The organism is Agromyces sp. H17E-10 (assembly GCF_022919715.1).
GTDB lineage: Bacteria > Actinomycetota > Actinomycetes > Actinomycetales > Microbacteriaceae > Agromyces.
In genome coordinates, this window is the sequence record NZ_CP095042.1 from 3,629,939 (window position 1) to 3,647,096 (window position 17,158).

The 17,158-nt window shown below is 72.2% G+C and carries 15 protein-coding genes; 12 read left to right on the plus strand and 3 right to left on the minus strand.

Translation table 11 applies throughout. From position 1 onward, the window contains the following. The first annotated feature begins 72 nt into the window (after positions 1 to 72). Entirely contained in the window at positions 73 to 1,080 is a 1,008-nt protein-coding gene (thiL, locus tag MUN74_RS16410) for a thiamine-phosphate kinase (RefSeq protein ID WP_244853663.1), read from the plus strand. Here the strand turns inward: thiL and rsmD are convergent. Beyond that, a complete protein-coding gene (gene rsmD / locus MUN74_RS16415; RefSeq protein ID WP_244853665.1) occupies positions 1,050 to 1,643 on the minus strand; it encodes a 16S rRNA (guanine(966)-N(2))-methyltransferase RsmD in 594 nt (197 codons plus the stop codon). The two genes, thiL and rsmD, sit on opposite strands and share 31 nt — an antisense overlap. Before the next feature lie 103 nt (positions 1,644 to 1,746). Between rsmD and MUN74_RS16420 the strand changes: the two genes are divergently transcribed. The 11 genes from MUN74_RS16420 (at position 1,747) to mutM (ending at position 15,492) form a co-directional block, all read left to right on the plus strand. Then, positions 1,747 to 2,577: a tetratricopeptide repeat protein gene (locus MUN74_RS16420; protein ID WP_244853667.1), complete on the plus strand. Its 831-nt coding sequence runs from the start codon at positions 1,747 to 1,749 to the stop codon at positions 2,575 to 2,577. Continuing rightward, the gene (locus tag MUN74_RS16425; protein ID WP_244853669.1) at positions 2,574 to 4,865 is read left to right on the plus strand and encodes an ATP-dependent DNA helicase RecG; all 2,292 of its coding nucleotides are present in this window, start codon (positions 2,574 to 2,576) and stop codon (positions 4,863 to 4,865) included. Before MUN74_RS16420 ends, MUN74_RS16425 begins: the two co-directional genes overlap by 4 nt. A gap of 51 nt (positions 4,866 to 4,916) precedes the next feature. Beyond that, positions 4,917 to 5,408: a pantetheine-phosphate adenylyltransferase gene (gene coaD / locus MUN74_RS16430; RefSeq protein ID WP_244853670.1), complete on the plus strand. Its 492-nt coding sequence runs from the start codon at positions 4,917 to 4,919 to the stop codon at positions 5,406 to 5,408. Then, the gene (locus tag MUN74_RS16435; RefSeq protein WP_370647311.1) at positions 5,405 to 6,433 is read left to right on the plus strand and encodes an AAA family ATPase; all 1,029 of its coding nucleotides are present in this window, start codon (positions 5,405 to 5,407) and stop codon (positions 6,431 to 6,433) included. The genes coaD and MUN74_RS16435 overlap by 4 nt, the downstream gene beginning before the upstream one ends. 1 nt (position 6,434) lies before the next feature. Continuing rightward, a complete protein-coding gene (locus tag MUN74_RS16440; RefSeq protein ID WP_244853671.1) occupies positions 6,435 to 7,799 on the plus strand; it encodes a DUF58 domain-containing protein in 1,365 nt (454 codons plus the stop codon). Further along, positions 7,786 to 10,116 (plus strand): transglutaminase TgpA family protein, encoded by a 2,331-nt coding sequence (locus tag MUN74_RS16445; RefSeq protein WP_244853672.1) that lies wholly within the window; start codon positions 7,786 to 7,788, stop codon positions 10,114 to 10,116. Before MUN74_RS16440 ends, MUN74_RS16445 begins: the two co-directional genes overlap by 14 nt. 11 nt (positions 10,117 to 10,127) lie before the next feature. Then, the gene (locus tag MUN74_RS16450) at positions 10,128 to 10,697 is read left to right on the plus strand and encodes a YceD family protein (RefSeq protein WP_244853673.1); all 570 of its coding nucleotides are present in this window, start codon (positions 10,128 to 10,130) and stop codon (positions 10,695 to 10,697) included. A 2-nt stretch (positions 10,698 to 10,699) separates the two neighbouring features. Beyond that, on the plus strand, positions 10,700 to 10,903 hold the full coding sequence (rpmF, locus tag MUN74_RS16455; protein WP_244853675.1) for a 50S ribosomal protein L32: 204 nt from the start codon (positions 10,700 to 10,702) through the stop codon (positions 10,901 to 10,903). A 76-nt stretch (positions 10,904 to 10,979) separates the two neighbouring features. Continuing rightward, positions 10,980 to 11,645, plus strand: a complete 666-nt coding sequence (gene rnc / locus MUN74_RS16460; protein WP_244856484.1) for a ribonuclease III — start codon at positions 10,980 to 10,982, stop codon at positions 11,643 to 11,645. Between the two features lie 118 nt (positions 11,646 to 11,763). Then, positions 11,764 to 14,526, plus strand: a complete 2,763-nt coding sequence (locus tag MUN74_RS16465) for a carboxypeptidase regulatory-like domain-containing protein (RefSeq protein ID WP_244853676.1) — start codon at positions 11,764 to 11,766, stop codon at positions 14,524 to 14,526. 57 nt (positions 14,527 to 14,583) lie between these two features. Continuing rightward, entirely contained in the window at positions 14,584 to 15,492 is a 909-nt protein-coding gene (mutM, locus tag MUN74_RS16470; protein WP_244853678.1) for a bifunctional DNA-formamidopyrimidine glycosylase/DNA-(apurinic or apyrimidinic site) lyase, read from the plus strand. Between the two features lie 61 nt (positions 15,493 to 15,553). Here mutM and MUN74_RS16475 read toward each other — a convergent pair whose 3' ends face one another. Next, on the minus strand, positions 15,554 to 16,084 hold the full coding sequence (locus tag MUN74_RS16475; RefSeq protein WP_244853680.1) for a hypothetical protein: 531 nt from the start codon (positions 16,082 to 16,084) through the stop codon (positions 15,554 to 15,556). Beyond that, complete coding sequence (locus tag MUN74_RS16480) at positions 16,069 to 17,136, minus strand: GNAT family N-acetyltransferase (protein WP_244853681.1); 1,068 nt, start codon at positions 17,134 to 17,136, stop codon at positions 16,069 to 16,071. The genes MUN74_RS16475 and MUN74_RS16480 overlap by 16 nt, the downstream gene beginning before the upstream one ends. Between the last annotated feature and the right edge of the window lie 22 nt (positions 17,137 to 17,158).

Genomic DNA, 17,158 nt, shown 5'->3' on the forward strand with positions numbered 1-17,158 from the left:
AACGCTGCCGAAGGGTTCGTAAGGATCCATTACACACCATTCGCGCGCTCGGCGCTCGTCTACGCTGGACGGATGCCCCAGCCGACCGGTTCCGCGACGTCCGACGACCGCCCGATCGGCGAGCTCGGCGAGCAGGCGGTGCTCGCCCGGATCCTGCCGCGACTCGAGCCCGGCGACGCCGCGCTCCTCGGCGCGGGAGACGACGCCGCGGTCGTCGCGGCACCCGACGGCCGCTACGTCGTCACCTGCGACCTCATGGTGCACGGACCCGACTTCCGGCTCGCGTGGTCGACGCCCTTCGACCTCGGCTGGAAGGCCGCCGCGACGAACCTCACCGACGTCGCGGCCATGGGCGCGAGGCCGACGGCCCTCGTCGTCGCGATCGCGGCGCCGCGCGACCTGCCGGTCAGCGTGCTCGAGGGCATCGCCGACGGGCTGCGCGAGTCGCTCGCAGCCCTCGCACCCGGCTGCGGCGTCGTCGGCGGCGACCTGTCGACCTCGTCGACGCTCACGATCTCGGTGACCGCGTTCGGCGACCTCGACGGGCGTGCGCCCGTCATGCGGTCGGGTGCCCGCGTCGGCGACGTCGTCGCGCACGCCGGCGCGCGCGGCGACGCCGCACGCGGCCTCGCCCTGCTGTTCGCCGAGGGGGTGGATGCGGCGGGCCGACCCGACCGGGCGCTCGCCGCAGTGCTCCGCGAACGCGACCCCGAGGTGGTCGGCGCCCAGCTCGCGCCGTCACCGCCCGTGCACGCGGGGCCGGCGGCGGCGCTCGCGGGGGCCACCGCGATGCTCGACGTCTCCGACGGGCTCGCGCGCGACGCGCGCCGCCTCGCCGAGGCCAGTGGCGTCGGCCTCGACTTCGACGGCGCGGCGCTCGGGCCCGAGGTGCGCATCGCCCTCGCGGGCGCCGAGGACCACGGACTGCTCGCGACGTTCCCGTCCGGAGCCGTGCTGCCGGCACCGTTCGAGGCGATCGGCCGGGTCGTCGACGCGCCGGGGGAGATCCTGCTCGACGGCGCCGCGATCGACGCCGAGGGCTGGGACCCCTATGCGGGCTGGGACGGCGGCGCGGGCTGAGTCGCGTCGGCCCACCACAGGGTCGTCTCGCCGTAGTCGCGTCGTCGCGACGGCTCGATGCCGGCCGGCCACGTCGGCTCGGGTGAGCGACTGCTGCGCTCGACGACCACGATCGCCTCGTCGGCGAGCAGTGGGGCGAGAAGCTCGAGATCGCGGGCGAGTGCCGCTTCGCCGAGGTCGTACGGCGGATCGATGAAGACGAGGTCGAAGCCGGGCGCTGCGCCCTCGAGGTAGGCGGCGACGGCTCGCTGGACGACCCGGATACGCGCCGCGACCGCGCCGCGACCGGCACGGCGCACGGCGTCGGCGTTGCGCCGGCACACGTCGGCCGCCGCCGGCGCGCGCTCGACGAGCACGACCTCCGCCGCGTCGCGGCTGGCCGACTCGAGCCCGAGCGCGCCCGAGCCGGCGTACAGGTCGAGCACGCGAGCGCCGTCGATCGCATCGCGGGACTCGAGCGCCGAGAAGATCGCCTCGCGCACACGGTCGCTCGTCGGACGGGTTCCCGTGCGGGGCACCTGCAGGGTGAGCGAGCCGGCCGATCCGGCGATGATGCGGGTCATGATTCCGGCAGCCTATCGGCGGCCGGTGCACACCGCACGATGCACAGGCGGGCCGCGATGTCCAGGCCGTGCCCTGCGCGCCCGGCACTGCCATGATGGGAGTGTGCCTGCTCAGTTTGACGAAGCGATCGACTCCGCCGACCGCCTGCCCGCCGAACCGTCCCGACACCGCGGGGGAGAGCAGCAGCTCCTCGACCGCCTCTGGGACTTCTCCGATCCCGAGGCGAGCGCCGAGCGCTTCCGTGCCGAGGCGGCCGACGAATCGAACACGGCGCACACCAGGGCGGTCATGACGACCCAGTTGGCGCGCGCGCTCGGCATCCTCGGCCGCGGCGACGACGCCCTCGCCGCGCTCGACGAGGTGGCGGCGCTCGAGCCGGTGCCCGGCGAGCCCGAGGCCTACGCCGCGGAGCTGCGCGCACGCGTCGCGATCGAACGGGGCCGGCTCGCGGCATCCGACCACCGCCCCGGCGACGCCGTGCCCGAGCTGACCCGCGGTGTGCGCGAGGCCGCCGTCGCCGGCTCCCCGTTCCTGGTGCTCGACGCGCTGCACATGCTCGCCCTCAACGACGCCGGCCACGAGGAGGAATGGGCGACCGAGGGCTTCGACGTGCTCGACGGTGCCCGCGATCCGCGCGTGCTGCGGTGGGGTGTCGCACTGCACAACAACCTCGGCTGGACCCTGCACGACTCCGGCCGGCTGACCGGCGCGCTCATGCAGTTCGAGCAGGCCGTCGAGGCTGCCGACGCGTACGGCACCGCCGAGCAGCGTCACGTCGCCCGCTGGTCGGTCGCGCGGTGCCTGCGCAGCCTGGGCCGCACCGACGAGGCACTCGCACTGCAGCGGGAGCTCGCGGCCGAACGACCCGACGACCCCTACGTGAAGGCCGAACTCGCCGCCTTGACGGAGGCGGAGCCTACGATCGAGGCATGACCGCCCCACGCCCCGAGCCGGGTGCCGGCGAGCCGATCGCGCCCGTCCCGCCCGGCAGTCTCACGCTCGACTCGAAACTCGCGGGCGTGCTCGGCGGGCGCACGGCGAAGGCGGTCGAGCGTGCGTTCGGCTACGCGACCGTCGGCGAGATGCTCGCGCACTACCCGCGTCGGTACGCGCTGCGCGGCGAACTGACCGCGCTCGCCTCGCTGCCGCTCGACGAGAACGTCACGATCGTGGCCGAGGTGCTCGAGGTGCGCGTGCGCGACATGCGACAGCGCCGGGGTTCGATCGTCGAGGCGAAGATCTCCGACGGCACCGGCGTGCTCACGCTCACGTTCTTCAACCAGCGCTGGCGCGAGAACGACCTGCGGCCGGGCCGACGCGGCATCTTCGCGGGCAAGGTGGGCGACTACAAGGGCAACCGCCAGCTCGCCCACCCCGACTACGAGCTCTTCGACGATCTCGCACCGGTCGCCGTCGGCGACGCGGCGGCCAAGCGCTGGGCCGAGTCGCCCATCCCGATCTACCCGGCGACGTCGACGATCGCGAGCTGGCAGCTCGCCAAGTCGATGGCGCTCCTGCTCGACGGGCTCGGCCCGGTCGACGACCCGCTGCCCGCGTCGGTGCGATCGGGGCGAGGGCTCCTCGGGCACTGCGACGCCCTCGAGCGCGTGCATCGTCCCGAGCACGAGTCCGAGTGGAAGGCCGCGCGCCGTACCCTCCGGTTCACCGAGGCGTTCGTGCTGCAGACCGCCCTCCTGCAGCGGCGCGCCGCACTCCGCTCGACCCGTGCCCTCGCGCGGCGTCCGGCGGCCGGTGGCCTGCTCGAGCGCTTCGACGCCGCGCTGCCGTTCTCGCTCACCGGCGACCAGCAGCTGGTGGGCGCCGAGATCGCGCACGACCTCGGCGAGCCCGTGCCGATGAACCGGCTCGTGCAGGGCGAGGTCGGCTCGGGCAAGACCCTCGTCGCCCTGCGGGCCATGCTCGCCGTCGCCGACTCCGGCGGGCAGTCGGCGCTCCTCGCGCCGACCGAGGTGCTCGCTGCCCAGCACCTGCGTTCGATCGCGAAGATGCTCGGCCCCGAGCTCTCGGCCGAGCTGATCCCGACCCTCATCACGGGGCAGCTGCCCGCCGCCGAGCGCAAGAAGGCGCTGCTGCGGGCTGCCGCGGGCCAGTCGCGCCTCATCGTCGGCACGCACGCGCTCATCGGCGATCGCGTCTCGTTCGCCGACCTCGGACTCGTCGTCGTCGACGAGCAGCACCGCTTCGGCGTCGAGCAGCGCGAGGCCCTGCGCCAGAAGGGGGCCGAGCCGCCGCACGTGCTCGTGCTCACCGCCACGCCGATTCCGCGCACCGTGGCCATGACGGTCTTCGGCGACCTCGACGTGTCGACCATCGCCGAGCTGCCGGCCGGTCGCGCCGGCATCGAGTCGCAGGTCGTGCCGCTCGCGATCCGGCCGGCATGGCGGCCGCGGGTCTGGGAGCGTCTCGCCGAAGAGGTCGCGCTCGGTCGGCAGGGCTTCGTCGTGTGCCCCGCCATCGAGGCGCGCGTCGCCGAGGACGACGGCGAGACCGTCGACCTCGGGCCGGGCGAGGGCGGCCCGAGCGCCGCCCGCTCCGGCGCCGACGACGGCGACGCCGCGAACGGGCGCGAGCCGGCGGCATCCGCGCCGGTCGCCTCGGTCGAGACGGTGCTCGCCGAGCTGGCCGCGCACCCCGGGTTCGCCGAGCTGCGGGTCGCCCCCCTCCACGGCCGCATGAGCGCCGACGAGAAAGACCGGGTCATGCGGGCCTTCGCGGCCGGCGAGCTCGACGTGCTCGTCTCGACGACCGTGATCGAGGTCGGCGTCGACGTGCCCAACGCGAGCGTCATGGTCGTCGTCGACGCCGATCGGTTCGGCGTCTCGCAGCTGCATCAGCTGCGCGGGCGGGTCGGCCGGGGTTCGGTGCCCGGCCTCTGCCTGCTCGTGACGCAGGCGCCGCCCGGTTCGCTCGCACTGCAGCGCGTCGAGGCCGTCTCGGCGACCCTCGACGGGTTCGAGCTCGCCCGGGTCGACCTCGAGCTCCGGCGCGAGGGCGACGTGCTCGGGGCCTCGCAGTCGGGCGGCCGGTCGTCGCTCAAGCTGCTGCGGGTGGTGCGCGACGGCGACGTCATCGCCGACGCACGAGCCGAGGCCGAGCAGCTGCTCGAGACCGACCCCGAGCTCGCCGACCACCGCGCGCTCGCCGCCGCCGTGCACCGGCGGCTCGACGACGAGGCGAGCGGATACCTGAGCAAGGGCTGAGACTCTCGACCGGGCGCCGCGGCGCACCGCGGAGACACTACGCTGGTGCGTATGCAGCGGATCGCCGTCGTTCCCGGATCGTTCGACCCCGTCACGCGCGGCCACCTCGACGTGATCGCGCGGGCCGCGGGCCTCTACGACGAACTGCACGTCGTCGTCGTGCACAACCCCGACAAGTCGGCGCTGCTGCCGATCGCACAGCGCGTCGCGCTCATCGAACGCTCGATCGAGGACGCCGGCATCGAGGGTCGCATCGTCGTCGCATCCTGGAGCATGGGGCTGCTCGTCGACTACTGCACCGACGTCGGCGCGACGGTGCTCGTGAAGGGCATCCGCTCGCAGGTCGACGTGGCCTACGAGACGCCCATGGCGATCGTCAACCGCCATCTCGCCGGCGTCGAGACGGTCTTCCTCCTGCCCGACCCGGCGAACGCCCACGTGTCGAGCTCGCTCGTGCGGCAGGTCGCGTCGCTCGGCGGCGATGTCGCCCCCTACGTGCCGACCGTCGTCGCCGACTACCTCGAGACGGCGATGACGCCATGAGCGAGGCGGTGGCGGTGTCGGGCGAGCCGGGTGCCACCGGTCGCGAGATCATGGGCATCGACGAGGTCGGCGCGCTCGCGGCGGGCATCGTCGCCAACGTCGAGACCGTCATCGCCGGCAAGCGCGACGCCGTCACCGCCGCGCTCACGGTGCTGCTCGCCGAAGGGCATCTGCTCATCGAAGACGTGCCGGGCGTCGGCAAGACCATGCTCGCCAAGGCGCTCGCCCGTTCGGTCGACGCGACGATCAACCGCATCCAGTTCACGCCCGACCTGCTGCCGAGCGACGTGACCGGCGTGTCGGTCTTCGACCAGTCGAGCCGCCGGTTCGAGTTCAAGCGCGGCCCCGTGTTCGCGAACCTCGTCATCGGCGACGAGATCAACCGGGCGAGCCCGAAGACGCAGTCGGCCCTGCTCGAGTGCATGGAGGAGCGCCAAGTCACCGCCGACGGCACGACCTACCGGCTCGATGCGCCGTTCACCGTCGTCGCGACGCAGAACCCGGTCGAGATGGAGGGCACGTACCCGCTGCCCGAGGCGCAGCGCGACCGGTTCATGGCGCGCATCTCGATGGGGTACCCGGCTTCCGCCGACGAGCTCGCGATGCTCGCGACGCGCGAGACGTCGAGCCCGCTCGACGGACTCGCCCCCGTCGTCTCGCTGCACGAGTTGCGGTCGATGATCGAGGCGGTGCAGCACGTCTTCACCTCGCAGCCGGTGAAGGAGTACGCGGTCGACCTGGCGCGCGCCACTCGCGACGACCGGCAGCTCCGGCTCGGCGCGAGCCCGCGGGCGACCCTGCAGCTCATCCGCGCGGCGAAGGCCCACGCCGCCATGCACGGCCGCGACTTCGTGCTGCCCGACGACGTCGATGCGCTCGCCGTGCCGGTGCTCGCGCACCGGCTCGTGCCGACGAGCCGTGCGCTGGGCGCGCACGACCGCGACGCCGGTCCGCTCATCGACGCCATCGTCCGACGCATCGTGGGGGAGACGCCGGTTCCGGTCGGCAGCGCGCGAAGGAACTGAGATGAAGCGCCCGCGCCTCCTCCGATCGACCGCATGGCCGCGGCTGACGAGGCGCGGTGGCGCCCTCATCGTCGTCGGGGTGGTGCTACTCGCCGTCTCGCTGTGGTTCGACCTGCGCGACATCATGCTGCTCGCCTTCGTCGGCATCGCGATGCCCGCCGTGGCAGCGCTCTTCGTCGCGCTGCGGGCACCGAGACTCGCGGTCACCCGCACCTTCACACCTCCCGTCGTCAGCGCGGGCTCCGGGGCGAGCGTCGCGATCACGGTGCGCAATCGCTCCCGACGCACCTTCGACGGGGCGCACTGGCGCGACCGGGTTCCCGAGGGGCTCGACGCGCCGCCCGAGGCGGTGCTGCCGGCGATCGGCCCGTACGAGGCGGTGCTGCCGTCGGGCGACGACACGGTCCGACTCGAGTACCGGCTGCGGCTCCCGCGGCGCGGCGTCTACGGCATCGGACCGCTGCGCGTCGGCGTCTTCGACCCGTTCGCCCTCGCCCGCTTCGACCGGGACGCCGGCACCCGCCACGACGTCGTAGTCACGCCACGGGTCACGCCGCTCGAGCGCGCGCTCGGGTCGGCGGCGAGCGTCGACGGCGTGCTCCACGGGCTGCAGCGCCGCACGCATCCCAACTCCGATGAGCTCATCGCGCGCGAGTACCGCTACGGCGATCCGATGCGCCGCGTCAACTGGGCGGCCACGGCTCGCCGGGGCGAGCTCATGGTTCGCGAGGAGGAGCAGCGGGGCGACCCAGAGGTGCGCATCCTCATCGACACGACGCTCGCCGCTCGCCCGCGCACCGGCGCGTTCGCCCACGCGGCACCCGACCAGGGGCATGCGGGCTTCGAGCTCGGCGTGGAGGTCGTCGCCTCGATCGGCGTGCACCTGCTCGAACGCGGGTTCCGAGTCCGCTGCGATCCGGTGGCCGACCCTGGTCGCGGTTCGCTCGCGAGCGGCACCGCGTCGGGGCCCTATCGCATGCCGGGCGGCGATCGGATGCTGCTCGAGGACCTCGCCCGGCTCGAGGTCGCGCGCCGAGACGACGCAGCATCCCGGATGCCGCGAAACGAGCGCGTCGGCGGGGAGGTCCGCGCGCGGGAGGCGCGGATGCCGGGCTTCGCCGTGCTCGTCGAACCCGACGAACGCGACGCCGCGACCCTGGTGGCGCTCCGCCAGACGATCGAGCCGGCGATCGCATTCGTCGCGGAGACCGTGACCCACCGCGTCGTCGAAGCCCTCGAGGAGGCCGACTGGCGCGTCGTTCGGGTGCGCCGACCCGCCGCGATCGGTGACGCCTGGTCGGGCATCGCCGTCCGAGCCGAGCACGGCGTGCAGGCGGAGGAGGCCGGGCGCGATGCATCCCGATGACCGCCCCCTCAGCCGGCCGCAGCGACTCGCACTCACCGCGGCGTCGTTCCTCTTGGTCGCCGTCGCCGCGATGGCGCTCGGCCCGCTCATCTCGGGCAGCGCGTGGTGGTGGCTGTGCGCGTTCGTCGCGGCGGTCACGCTGTTCGGCGGCGCGGGGCTGCGTGCGCTGCGGGTGCCCGGAGGGCTCGTGCCGTTCGGCGAGCTCGTCATCCTGCTGCTCCTGCTCACCATGGTGTTCGGCGGATCGACGAGCTTCGCGCTGATCGTGCCGACCGTCGACACGTTCCCCCTGTTCGGCGACCTCTTCGAGGGGGCGCAGCGCACGATCCAACAACAGGCGGTGCCGGCGATCGCCGTGCCCGCCCTCGCGTTCATGCTCGCGCTCGGCGTCGGCGTGCTCGCGGTCTGCGTCGACGTGCTCGTGCAGACGGTGCGCATGCCGGCGCTCGCCGCGGCTCCGGCTCTCGTGCCGATCCTCATCCCCGGGTTCATCATCGAGTCCGGCACCGAACTGCCGGCACTCGTCTTCTCCGCGGCGGCGTACCTCCTGCTGCTGCGGGTCGACGTGCGGGTGCGACGTCGCGCGAACCTCGCCGCGCGCGCCGACGACGATCGGGCTGCCACCGTCGTTCCGCCGGCGCGCACGCCGGTCGCCTCGGGGCTCATGACGACACTCGGACTGACGGCGGCCGGCATCCTCGTCGCGGCCGTCCTCGCCGCGTCGACGCCCAGCATCTCGACGAGCCTCCTGCTCGGCACTGGTTCGCAGGGCACGATCTTCGGCCGCGGCGTGACGCCGTTCATCGACCTGGGGCGTGATCTGCGTCGGCCCGAGCCGCGGCCGGCGTTCCACTACTTCGCGCGCGACAACGACCGGCCGTACTTCACCCTCCTCACCCTCGACAAGTTCGAGGGGGCCTCGTGGGGCGTCACCGAGTCGCCGGTCGATGCCGACAACACGGTCGACGAACTGCCCCTGCCCGATGGGCTCGACGACGGGGTCGACGTCGCCGAGCACCCCATCGAGATCGTCGTCGACGAGGTGCGCACGACCTGGCTGCCGCTGCCGTACCCCACCCGCAGCGTCGAGGGCCTGAACGGGTCGTGGTTCTGGGATCCGGGCTCGCTCACGGTGCGGAGCGTCGACTCCGACACCGGCGGTCAGCGCTATCGGGCGACGTGGCTCGAGCGCGAGCCCACCGTCGCGCAGCTCCGCGCCGCCGGACCGGTGCGCGGCCAGGGCTTCGAGCGCTACCTCGAACTGCCCGACGACGTGCCGCCCGTGATCGCCGAGACGGCGGCCGAGGTGGTGGGATCGGCCGAGACCCCGTACGACGCCGCCGTCGCCATCCAGTCGTACCTGCGGTCGGACGACTTCGAGTACTCGACCGAGGCCCCCGTCGAAGAGGGTTATGACGGCGGTGGGTTCGAGGTGATCGCGAAGTTCCTCGAGCAGAAGTCGGGTTACTGCGTGCACTTCGCGTCGACGATGGCGGTGCTCGCGCGCGAGGTGGGCATCCCGTCGCGCATCTCGGTCGGGTACACGCAGGGCTCTGCGACGCAGGAGCGCGTGGGCGGTGTGCAGCGGGTCGAGGTCGACTCGCACGACCTGCACGCCTGGCCCGAGCTCTACTTCGAAGGCGTGGGCTGGGTGCCGTTCGAGCCGACGCCGGGCCGGGGCAGCGTGCCGGCCTACAGCCGACCCGGCGCCGACGACGGCGCGCAGACGCCGACGGCGACGCCCGGTGCCTCGAGCGCGCCCCCGAGCGGCCGCCCCGAGCGCGACCCCGACCGCGGCCTCGGCGCCCCCACGGGCGGGTCGTCCGGTGGCGGCGGTTGGTGGTTCGGCGGCGGTCTCATCGTGCTCATCGCGGCCGCGGTGCTGTGCGCCCCGGCGGCGTCGCGCGCGGCCCAGCGGGCGGCGCGGGTGCGGCGCATCCACCGCGGTGAACGGCCGGCGGATGCCGCATGGGAGGAGCTCCTCGCAAGCGCCCGCGACCTCGGGGTGCGAGTCGAGGCGAACGCGACGCCGCGTGCTGCGGCTGCCCAGCTCGCCGATCGGCCGGGCTTCGGACCGCCCGCCGCGGCCGCCGCCCTCGTGGCACTCCGCAACGCCGTCGAGCACGAGCGCTTCGGACCCGCGCGACACGCCGACGAGGCATCCGCAGATCGCCTGCTCACCGCCCTGTCGACGGCCCGGGCCGCGCTCGCGGTCGGCGAGCCCATCGCCGAGCGGTATCGCGCCGTGCTCGTGCCGCGCTCGCTCCTCGACCGGGTGCGCCCGTCGTTCGGCGAACGTCCGGCCGCCGGCGCGTAGAATCGTCGATCGTGGTCATCAAGCACTCCCCGTTCAGCGTGAACGTGCGCGATCTCGTCAACCGTCCGGGCGAGATGCGCGAACAGCTCATCACCGTGCCCGCGCCCGAGCAGCTCGGCGAGGGCCTCGTCTCCGTCGCGGCGGGTTCGGAGCTCGATCTCGACCTCCGGCTCGAGTCGGTGCACGAGGGAATCCTCGTCACCGCCGAGGTCGACGCGACCGCCGAGGGCGAGTGCGGTCGGTGCCTCACCGACATCGCACTGCCCGTCCGAGTCGAGTTCCAAGAACTCTTCGGGTATCATGGCGGGGAAGCAATCGAGTATGAGGTTCAAGACGACCACGTGGATCTTGAACCACTCATCCGAGATGCGGTGGTGCTGGCACTGCCGTTCCAGCCGGTGTGCCGACCGGATTGCCCAGGTCTCGACCCAGAGACGGGGCTCCGACTGGCCGATCATCCGGAACTCGTCACCCCTGAGCACAGCGATCCTCGCTGGGCCGCGCTCGCGGGGTTCCAGGCTTCCGAAGACAACGGTCCGGATGCGTCGTCCGGCGCCGATCAGCAGAGAGAAGAGAGATAGTCATGGCTGTTCCCAAGCGGAAGAAGTCACGCGCCAACATCCACGCGCGCCGTTCGCAGTGGAAGGCCGAGGTCCCCACGCTCGTCAAGACCGTCGAGAACGGCAAGGTCACCTACAGCCTCCCGCACCGCGCGAAGGTCGTCGAGGACTCGGCGGGCACCCCGCTCTTCCTCGAGTACAAGGGCCGCAAGGTCGCCGACGTCTAGTCGGCCACAGACGCACCGACGACCGGTCGTGACGCGAACGGAACGCAGGGCCAGCGACGAACGCACGCTCGACGAACTGCAGCAGACGCTGCAGGTCGAGATCGATCCCGCGCTCCTGCTCCTCGCGCTCACGCACCGGTCGTTCGCGTACGAGAACGGCGGCATCCCGACCAACGAGCGCCTCGAGTTCCTCGGCGACTCGATCCTCGGTCAGGCCGTCACCGTCAAACTGTTCCGCGACAACCCCGACCTCGACGAGGGCGAGCTCGCGAAGCGGCGTGCCAGCCTCGTCTCGAGTGTCGCGCTCGCGGAGGTGGGTCGTGCGATCGGCGTCGGCCGGTACATCCGGCTGGGCCGCGGCGAGACGCTCACGGGCGGCGCCGACAAGCCGTCGATCCTCGCAGACACGGTCGAGGCGATCATCGGCGCGGTGTACCTCGACGCCGGCGGCGAGGTTGCGACCGATCTCGTGCTGCGTCTGGTCACGCCCCTCATGCAGGATCCCGAGCGTTTCGGCGCCGCGATGGACCCGAAGACGAGCCTGCAGGAGATCGCAGCACGTCGCAGCGCACCGGCGCCGTCCTATTCGGTGGCCGAATCCGGCCCCGACCACAACAAGCACTTCGTCGCGACCGTGACGGTCGGCGACCTCGTCGAGGCGTCTGGCGAGGGCTCGAGCAAGAAGCAGGCCGAGATGGCCGCCGCGCTCGAGGCCTGGACCCTGCTCAACGCCGCGGGCTGACCGGCAACCGGCACGGCGCACCCGCCGACGTCCCCCGAAGTGGGGCAGCCGATTCGCTCGGGAGGAAGCACGACGCTCAATAGGCTGAGCGCACCCTGCCGACCCGAACGGAGTCATCGTGCCACGCATCCTGTCCGCCGCAGCGACCACTGCGGTCATCGCCCTCGTCGGCGCTCTCCTCGGGACGTCCCCCGCAATCGCAGCCGACGGCGACGGACTCGGCGCGGCGTCGATCTCGGGCACCGTGCGCGGCGCGGTCGGCGAGCCCTTCGAGGGGGCCTGCGTGACCGTCTCCTCGGACGACGACGGCGACGGGAACTGGACCCTCGTCGGAGAGCCCGTGCAGACGGTGGCCGACGGCGGGTACGCCATCGCAGACCTGCAGGCGGGCACGTACGCGGTCTCCGCCGACGGATGCGGAGACGTCTCGTTCGAGGCGACGTGGTACCGCACCGGCACGACGCGTCCGGCTTCCGCCGACGAAGGACTCATCGCGCTCGCCGAGGACGCATCGGCGACGGACGTCGACATCCAGTTGATCGCTGCGCCGATCCAGAACCTCGAGGCGCCGGGCGTCGCCGGAGCACCGGTCGTCGGCCAAGAGCTGACCGCGACGCCGGGAACGTGGAGTCCCGACGGGCTCGACTTCGCGTACCAGTGGAATGCCGATGACGCGCCGATCGACGGCGCCACCGCGCCGACGTTCGTCGTGACCGCCGACCAGCTGGGCGCATCGATCTCGGTCGCCGTCACGGCGACGCGACCCGGATTCGAGACCGCTGCCGCGGTGTCCGCGCCGACCGGGCACGTCGTCGCGGGCAGCCTGCCCGCATTCACCGCCGAGATCACGGGTGACGCACAGGTGGGGGCGCCGCTCTCGACCGTGCTTCCCGACGGCGACGGGGTGACCGCGCAGTGGAACCGGGGCGACACGCCCATCGAGGGCGCGACGGGCGCGACGTACGTACCGACGGTCGATGACCTCGGTGCGACGATCACCGTGACCATCACCCGAACCGTCGACGGCTACGAGACCCGCAGCGTGACGAGCTCGCCCACCGGCGCGGTGGTCGAGGGCGTACTTCCCGAGTTCGTGCCGGTGGTGAGCGGTGCCGCGGCCGTGGGGGCGACGTTGTCCAGCTCGGTTCCGTCGTCGGGCGCGGTCACGGTGCAGTGGTTGCGGAACGGTGAGCCGGTCGCCGGTGAGATGTCGCCGTCGTACGTGGTGAAGGCGAGCGACCTGGGTTCGGTGTTCTCGGTCGAGGTGACCCAGAGCGTGCCGGGCTACGCCGTGTCGGTCACGACGAGCGTGCCGACGGCGGCCGTCGCGCTCGGTACGCAGCCGGTGTTCACGCCGGTCGTGTCGGGCACGGTCGCGGTGGGACGGACACTGGCGGTGTCGGTGCCTGCAGGTCCGGCATACACGTACCAGTGGTACCGGAACGGAGCCGCGATCTCGGGTGCGACGTCGAGCAAGTACGTCGTCGTCGCGGCCGATCTCGGCCTTCCGCTGAAGGTGCGTGTCGTGGCGAAGGTCACGGGGTATGCCGACCGGACTGCGTACTCGGCATCGACGGTGAAGGTCGTGGCCGGGACGATCGCGTCGTTCACGCCGGTCGTCAAGGGCACGACGATCGTGGGCTCCACCTTGGGTGTCACGGTGCCCTCGGGCAACTCGTACAAGTACCAGTGGCTGCGCAACGGGGCGAAGATCTCGGGTGCGACGGCGTCGACGTACAAGCTCGTCACGGCCGATGCCGGTACGAAGGTCTCCGTCACGGTCGTCGCCTCGCGAACGGGCTACACGTCGCTGTCGAAGACGTCGGCGGCCACCCCGACGGTGCTGCGTGCCCTCACGGCATCGCCGACGCCGACGATCTCGGGTACGCGCAAGGTCGGCTACCTGCTGACGGCAGTGCCGGGCACGTGGTCACCGGCGCCGGTGGCCCTCAAGTACCAGTGGTATCGGTCGGGCACGGCGATCACGGGTGCGACGGCCTCGACGTATCGTGCTGCCGCCGCCGATCTCGGCAAGTCAGTCACCGTGGTCGTCACCGGTTCCAAGTCCGGGTATGCCACCGTCGCCCGCAAGTCGGCGGGGACTGCGGCGATCGTGCCGGGTACGATCTCGCTGTCGACGCCGTCGCTGTCGGGCCAGGTGCGGGTGGGATACACGCTGACGGCGTCCGCCACCGCGTCCCCGACCGCGACCCTGAAGTACCAGTGGTACCTCAACAGCACCGCGATCAGCGGGGCGACGGCGAAGACGTTCGCGGTCAAGACGTGGATGATCGGCAAGCAGGTGAGCGTCAAGGTGACGGCGAGCCGCAGCGGCTACAGCACGGTCTCGAAGTTCTCGACGCGCACCGTCGGGGTGCTCACCGCCTACCCGTCGATCACGGCGAACGGCGTGTACAAGGTCGGGGTCGACATCAAGCCTGGAACCTACTACACGAAGGGTGGGGCAGACCAGTACTGCTACTGGGATCTGGCCACCGACTACGCCGGTAGCAATGTCATCACGTCGGACGCTGGATATGGCCGGCGCATGGTGACGATCCTGAGCAGCGACCCGTATTTCTACACCGAGGGTTGTGGCGTGTGGTACCGATACGACGGAACCGGATCGCGTGCGACGTCGTTCGGCGACGGCGTGTACGGCGTCGGTGCGAACATCCAGACGGGTCTGTACCAGTCGCTCGGCAACGATCCCGACGGCTACTGCTACGTCGCCGGGCTCGCCCTCGCACGTCCGTACGACACCGATGCGATCAACTGGAACGACATCGGGTACGGCGGCGACTTCACCGTCAGGATCGACAGCACAGACAAGTACTTCGAGAGTGCCGGTTGCAACAAGTGGGTCCGCATCAGCGGGTAGCGCCGGCATGTGGTGCGCGCGCGGTTCGGATTCGCGCGGCGCGTAGACTCGGCTGACGTGCCCGAACTCCCCGAGGTCGAAGTCGTCCGCTCCGGACTCGCGCCCGCACTGACGGGCGCGGTGATCTCCGGGGTCGAGGTGCTCGACCGGCGGTCGCTGAAGCGCCACGACCCGACGATCGGCGACTTCGAGCGCCTGCTCACGGGTGCCCGGGTCGCGGCGGCGGTGCGTCGCGGAAAGTTCCTGTGGCTGCCCCTCGACGGCGAACGAGCGATCGTCGGCCACCTCGGCATGAGCGGGCAGATGCTGCTGCGCACCCCCGAGCACCCCGGCGACGACCGCCATGCGCGCGTGCGGCTGCATGTCGAACACCCCGAGCACGGGGAGCTGCGGGTCGACTTCGTCGACCAGCGCATCTTCGGCTCGCTCGCCGTCGACCGCATGCTGCCCACGTCCGACGGGCAGATCGCGGGATTCTCCGCATCGGTGACGGGGGAGTGGGCGCGGTCCATCCCCAGTCAGGTTGCGCACATCGCGCGCGATCCCCTCGATCCGGCGTTCTCGGAATCGGCGTTCGCGGCCCGGCTCGCCCGACGCGACACGGGCATCAAGCGCGTGCTGCTCGATCAGGGCGTCGTGAGCGGCATCGGCAACATCTACGCCGACGAAACGCTCTGGGCGGTGCGGCTGCATCCCGAGCAGCCCGCGTCGTCACTCAGCCTGCGCCGGGTGAACGAACTGCTCGCCGCCGTGCGCGACGTGCTCGGCCGAGCTCTCGTCGAGGGCGGCACGAGCTTCGACGCGCAGTACGTGAACGTGAACGGGGCGTCGGGCTACTTCGCGCACTCGCTCAACGCCTATGGGCAGACTGGCGAGCCCTGTGCGCGGTGCGGCACCCCGATCGTGCGCGAACCGTTCATGAACCGGTCGAGCCATCTCTGCCCGAAGTGCCAGCGACGGCGCTGAATGACCGCGCCGTCCCGTGCGGCAGCGGCGCCTGGGCCCAGGCCCAGGCCCAGGGTCGAGGTCACGCGGCGGGGACGCCGCGATCCGCCCTCCGACGCCGAACCACGCCCCGGACCACCGCAGCGATCGCCGCCGCGCCCGCGGCCGCGATGACGACGAGCACGGCGACGCCGCTGACCGCGTAGAGCGGCGCCTCCACTGCGAACGCCGCCTCCGCGTCCCAGTCGGAGAACACGTCGCCCACCGAGTTGAGGTTGGCGAACGCGGCGAAGAAGTACGCCGGGGCACCGAACGCGAGGATGATTCCCCAGAAAATGACCGCGGCCCAGACGGGCAGGCGGATGAGCGGGTGGAGCACGAGCAAGCCCCAGGCCAGAGCGAGGAGCACGCCAAGTATCGCGAAGAGGAATCCCGGGGTGGTGCGGTACTGCTCGCCGGCGGCTCCCATCGCGGCGATCGTCTCGTCGAGCGGGCGGCCGCTCGCGGCGACCACGGCCCAGTCGTTCATGATGAACGCGCCGAGCACCGCGTACGCGACGATCGCGACGACGCCGAGCACCGCGAGCGCGACCCGCATCAGCCGCGCTGCCATTCCGCCGACAAGCCCCGCACCTCGAACCCGAGCGCCACGTTGATCGCGAGCATGTGCTCGTTCTCGTCCGCGTTCCAGGTGTAGACGTCGGTGCGCTCGGGGGCGACCTCGATGAGCCGCACGAGGTTCGCGAGCTTCACCCGAAGGCCGAGACCGTGCCCGCGGTGCGCGGCGACCACGAGCGTGTCGGACTGGTAGGCGACGGGCTTGCCGGGCGGCAGCTCGAGCTCGGTGTACCCGGCGACGGATCCGTCCGCGGCGACCGCGGCCTGCACGAGGAGCATCCGCCCGCCCTCGAGGGCGCGGTCCTCGTGGGCGCGCACACGCGCCGCATCCCAGTGCTCCTCGTCGAGCGTGAGACCGCCGGCGGGCACGTCGAGCGCCATCCTCGCACGGGCGGCCGCGTAGCTCTCGACGAGGTCCTCGGGGGTCCGATCGACCCAACCGACGAGCCGATACGCGGATGCCTCGGCCTCGCGCCGCCCGGCTGCGTCGCGGAACTCGTCGAGGCGACCCGCGACGGTCAGCCCGCTCTGCCGCTCGAGCTGGCGAAGCGTGTAGCCGTGGTGCTGCGCGAAGCGCACTCCTGGCAGATCGGCTGGGATCGAGGCGTCTCCCTGCGGCGCGCGCAGGCCTTCGCCGGGTTGTTCAGCCGCCGCGATGGGCAGGTCGACGAACATCCCGAAGACGTCGCGGCCGAGGTCGTGGACGACCGCCTCGGCGCGCTCGAGGAGCGCGGAGCCGAGGCCGGACCGGCGGCGGTCGGGTGCGACCTCGATCACGATGTCGCCGCGCACGGCGGCGGGGTCGGCCTCCCACCAGACGGTGGCGCGTCCGACGCAGCGGTCGCCGTCCCACGCGGCGAAGACCCGCCGCGGAAGGTACTCGTCGCGGTACAGGGCGAGCAGCTCGGGCGCGGTGTAGGCGAACCGGTCGTCGCCCCAGCGCTCGACCTCGATCTCGGTCTGGAGCTCGACCACTCGTTCGAACTCGGTCGACTCGGGAGTGCCGAGTGACGCGGGGATCGCGACCTCGCGGACCTCGACGGGCATCGGCTGCTCCTTTCGAACGGCG

Excerpts from the sequence above, each read along its gene's own strand:
- thiL (WP_244853663.1), top strand. The coding sequence starts at position 73 with ATGCCCCAGCCGACCGGTTCCGCGACGTCCGACGACCGCCCGATCGGC.
- rsmD (WP_244853665.1), bottom strand. The coding sequence starts at position 1,643 with ATGACCCGCATCATCGCCGGATCGGCCGGCTCGCTCACCCTGCAGGTG.
- MUN74_RS16425 (WP_244853669.1), top strand. The coding sequence starts at position 2,574 with ATGACCGCCCCACGCCCCGAGCCGGGTGCCGGCGAGCCGATCGCGCCC.
- coaD (WP_244853670.1), top strand. The coding sequence starts at position 4,917 with ATGCAGCGGATCGCCGTCGTTCCCGGATCGTTCGACCCCGTCACGCGC.
- MUN74_RS16435 (WP_370647311.1), top strand. The coding sequence starts at position 5,405 with ATGAGCGAGGCGGTGGCGGTGTCGGGCGAGCCGGGTGCCACCGGTCGC.
- MUN74_RS16440 (WP_244853671.1), top strand. The coding sequence starts at position 6,435 with ATGAAGCGCCCGCGCCTCCTCCGATCGACCGCATGGCCGCGGCTGACG.
- MUN74_RS16445 (WP_244853672.1), top strand. The coding sequence starts at position 7,786 with ATGCATCCCGATGACCGCCCCCTCAGCCGGCCGCAGCGACTCGCACTC.
- rpmF (WP_244853675.1), top strand. The coding sequence starts at position 10,700 with ATGGCTGTTCCCAAGCGGAAGAAGTCACGCGCCAACATCCACGCGCGC.
- MUN74_RS16475 (WP_244853680.1), bottom strand. The coding sequence starts at position 16,084 with ATGGCAGCGCGGCTGATGCGGGTCGCGCTCGCGGTGCTCGGCGTCGTC.
- MUN74_RS16480 (WP_244853681.1), bottom strand. The coding sequence starts at position 17,136 with ATGCCCGTCGAGGTCCGCGAGGTCGCGATCCCCGCGTCACTCGGCACT.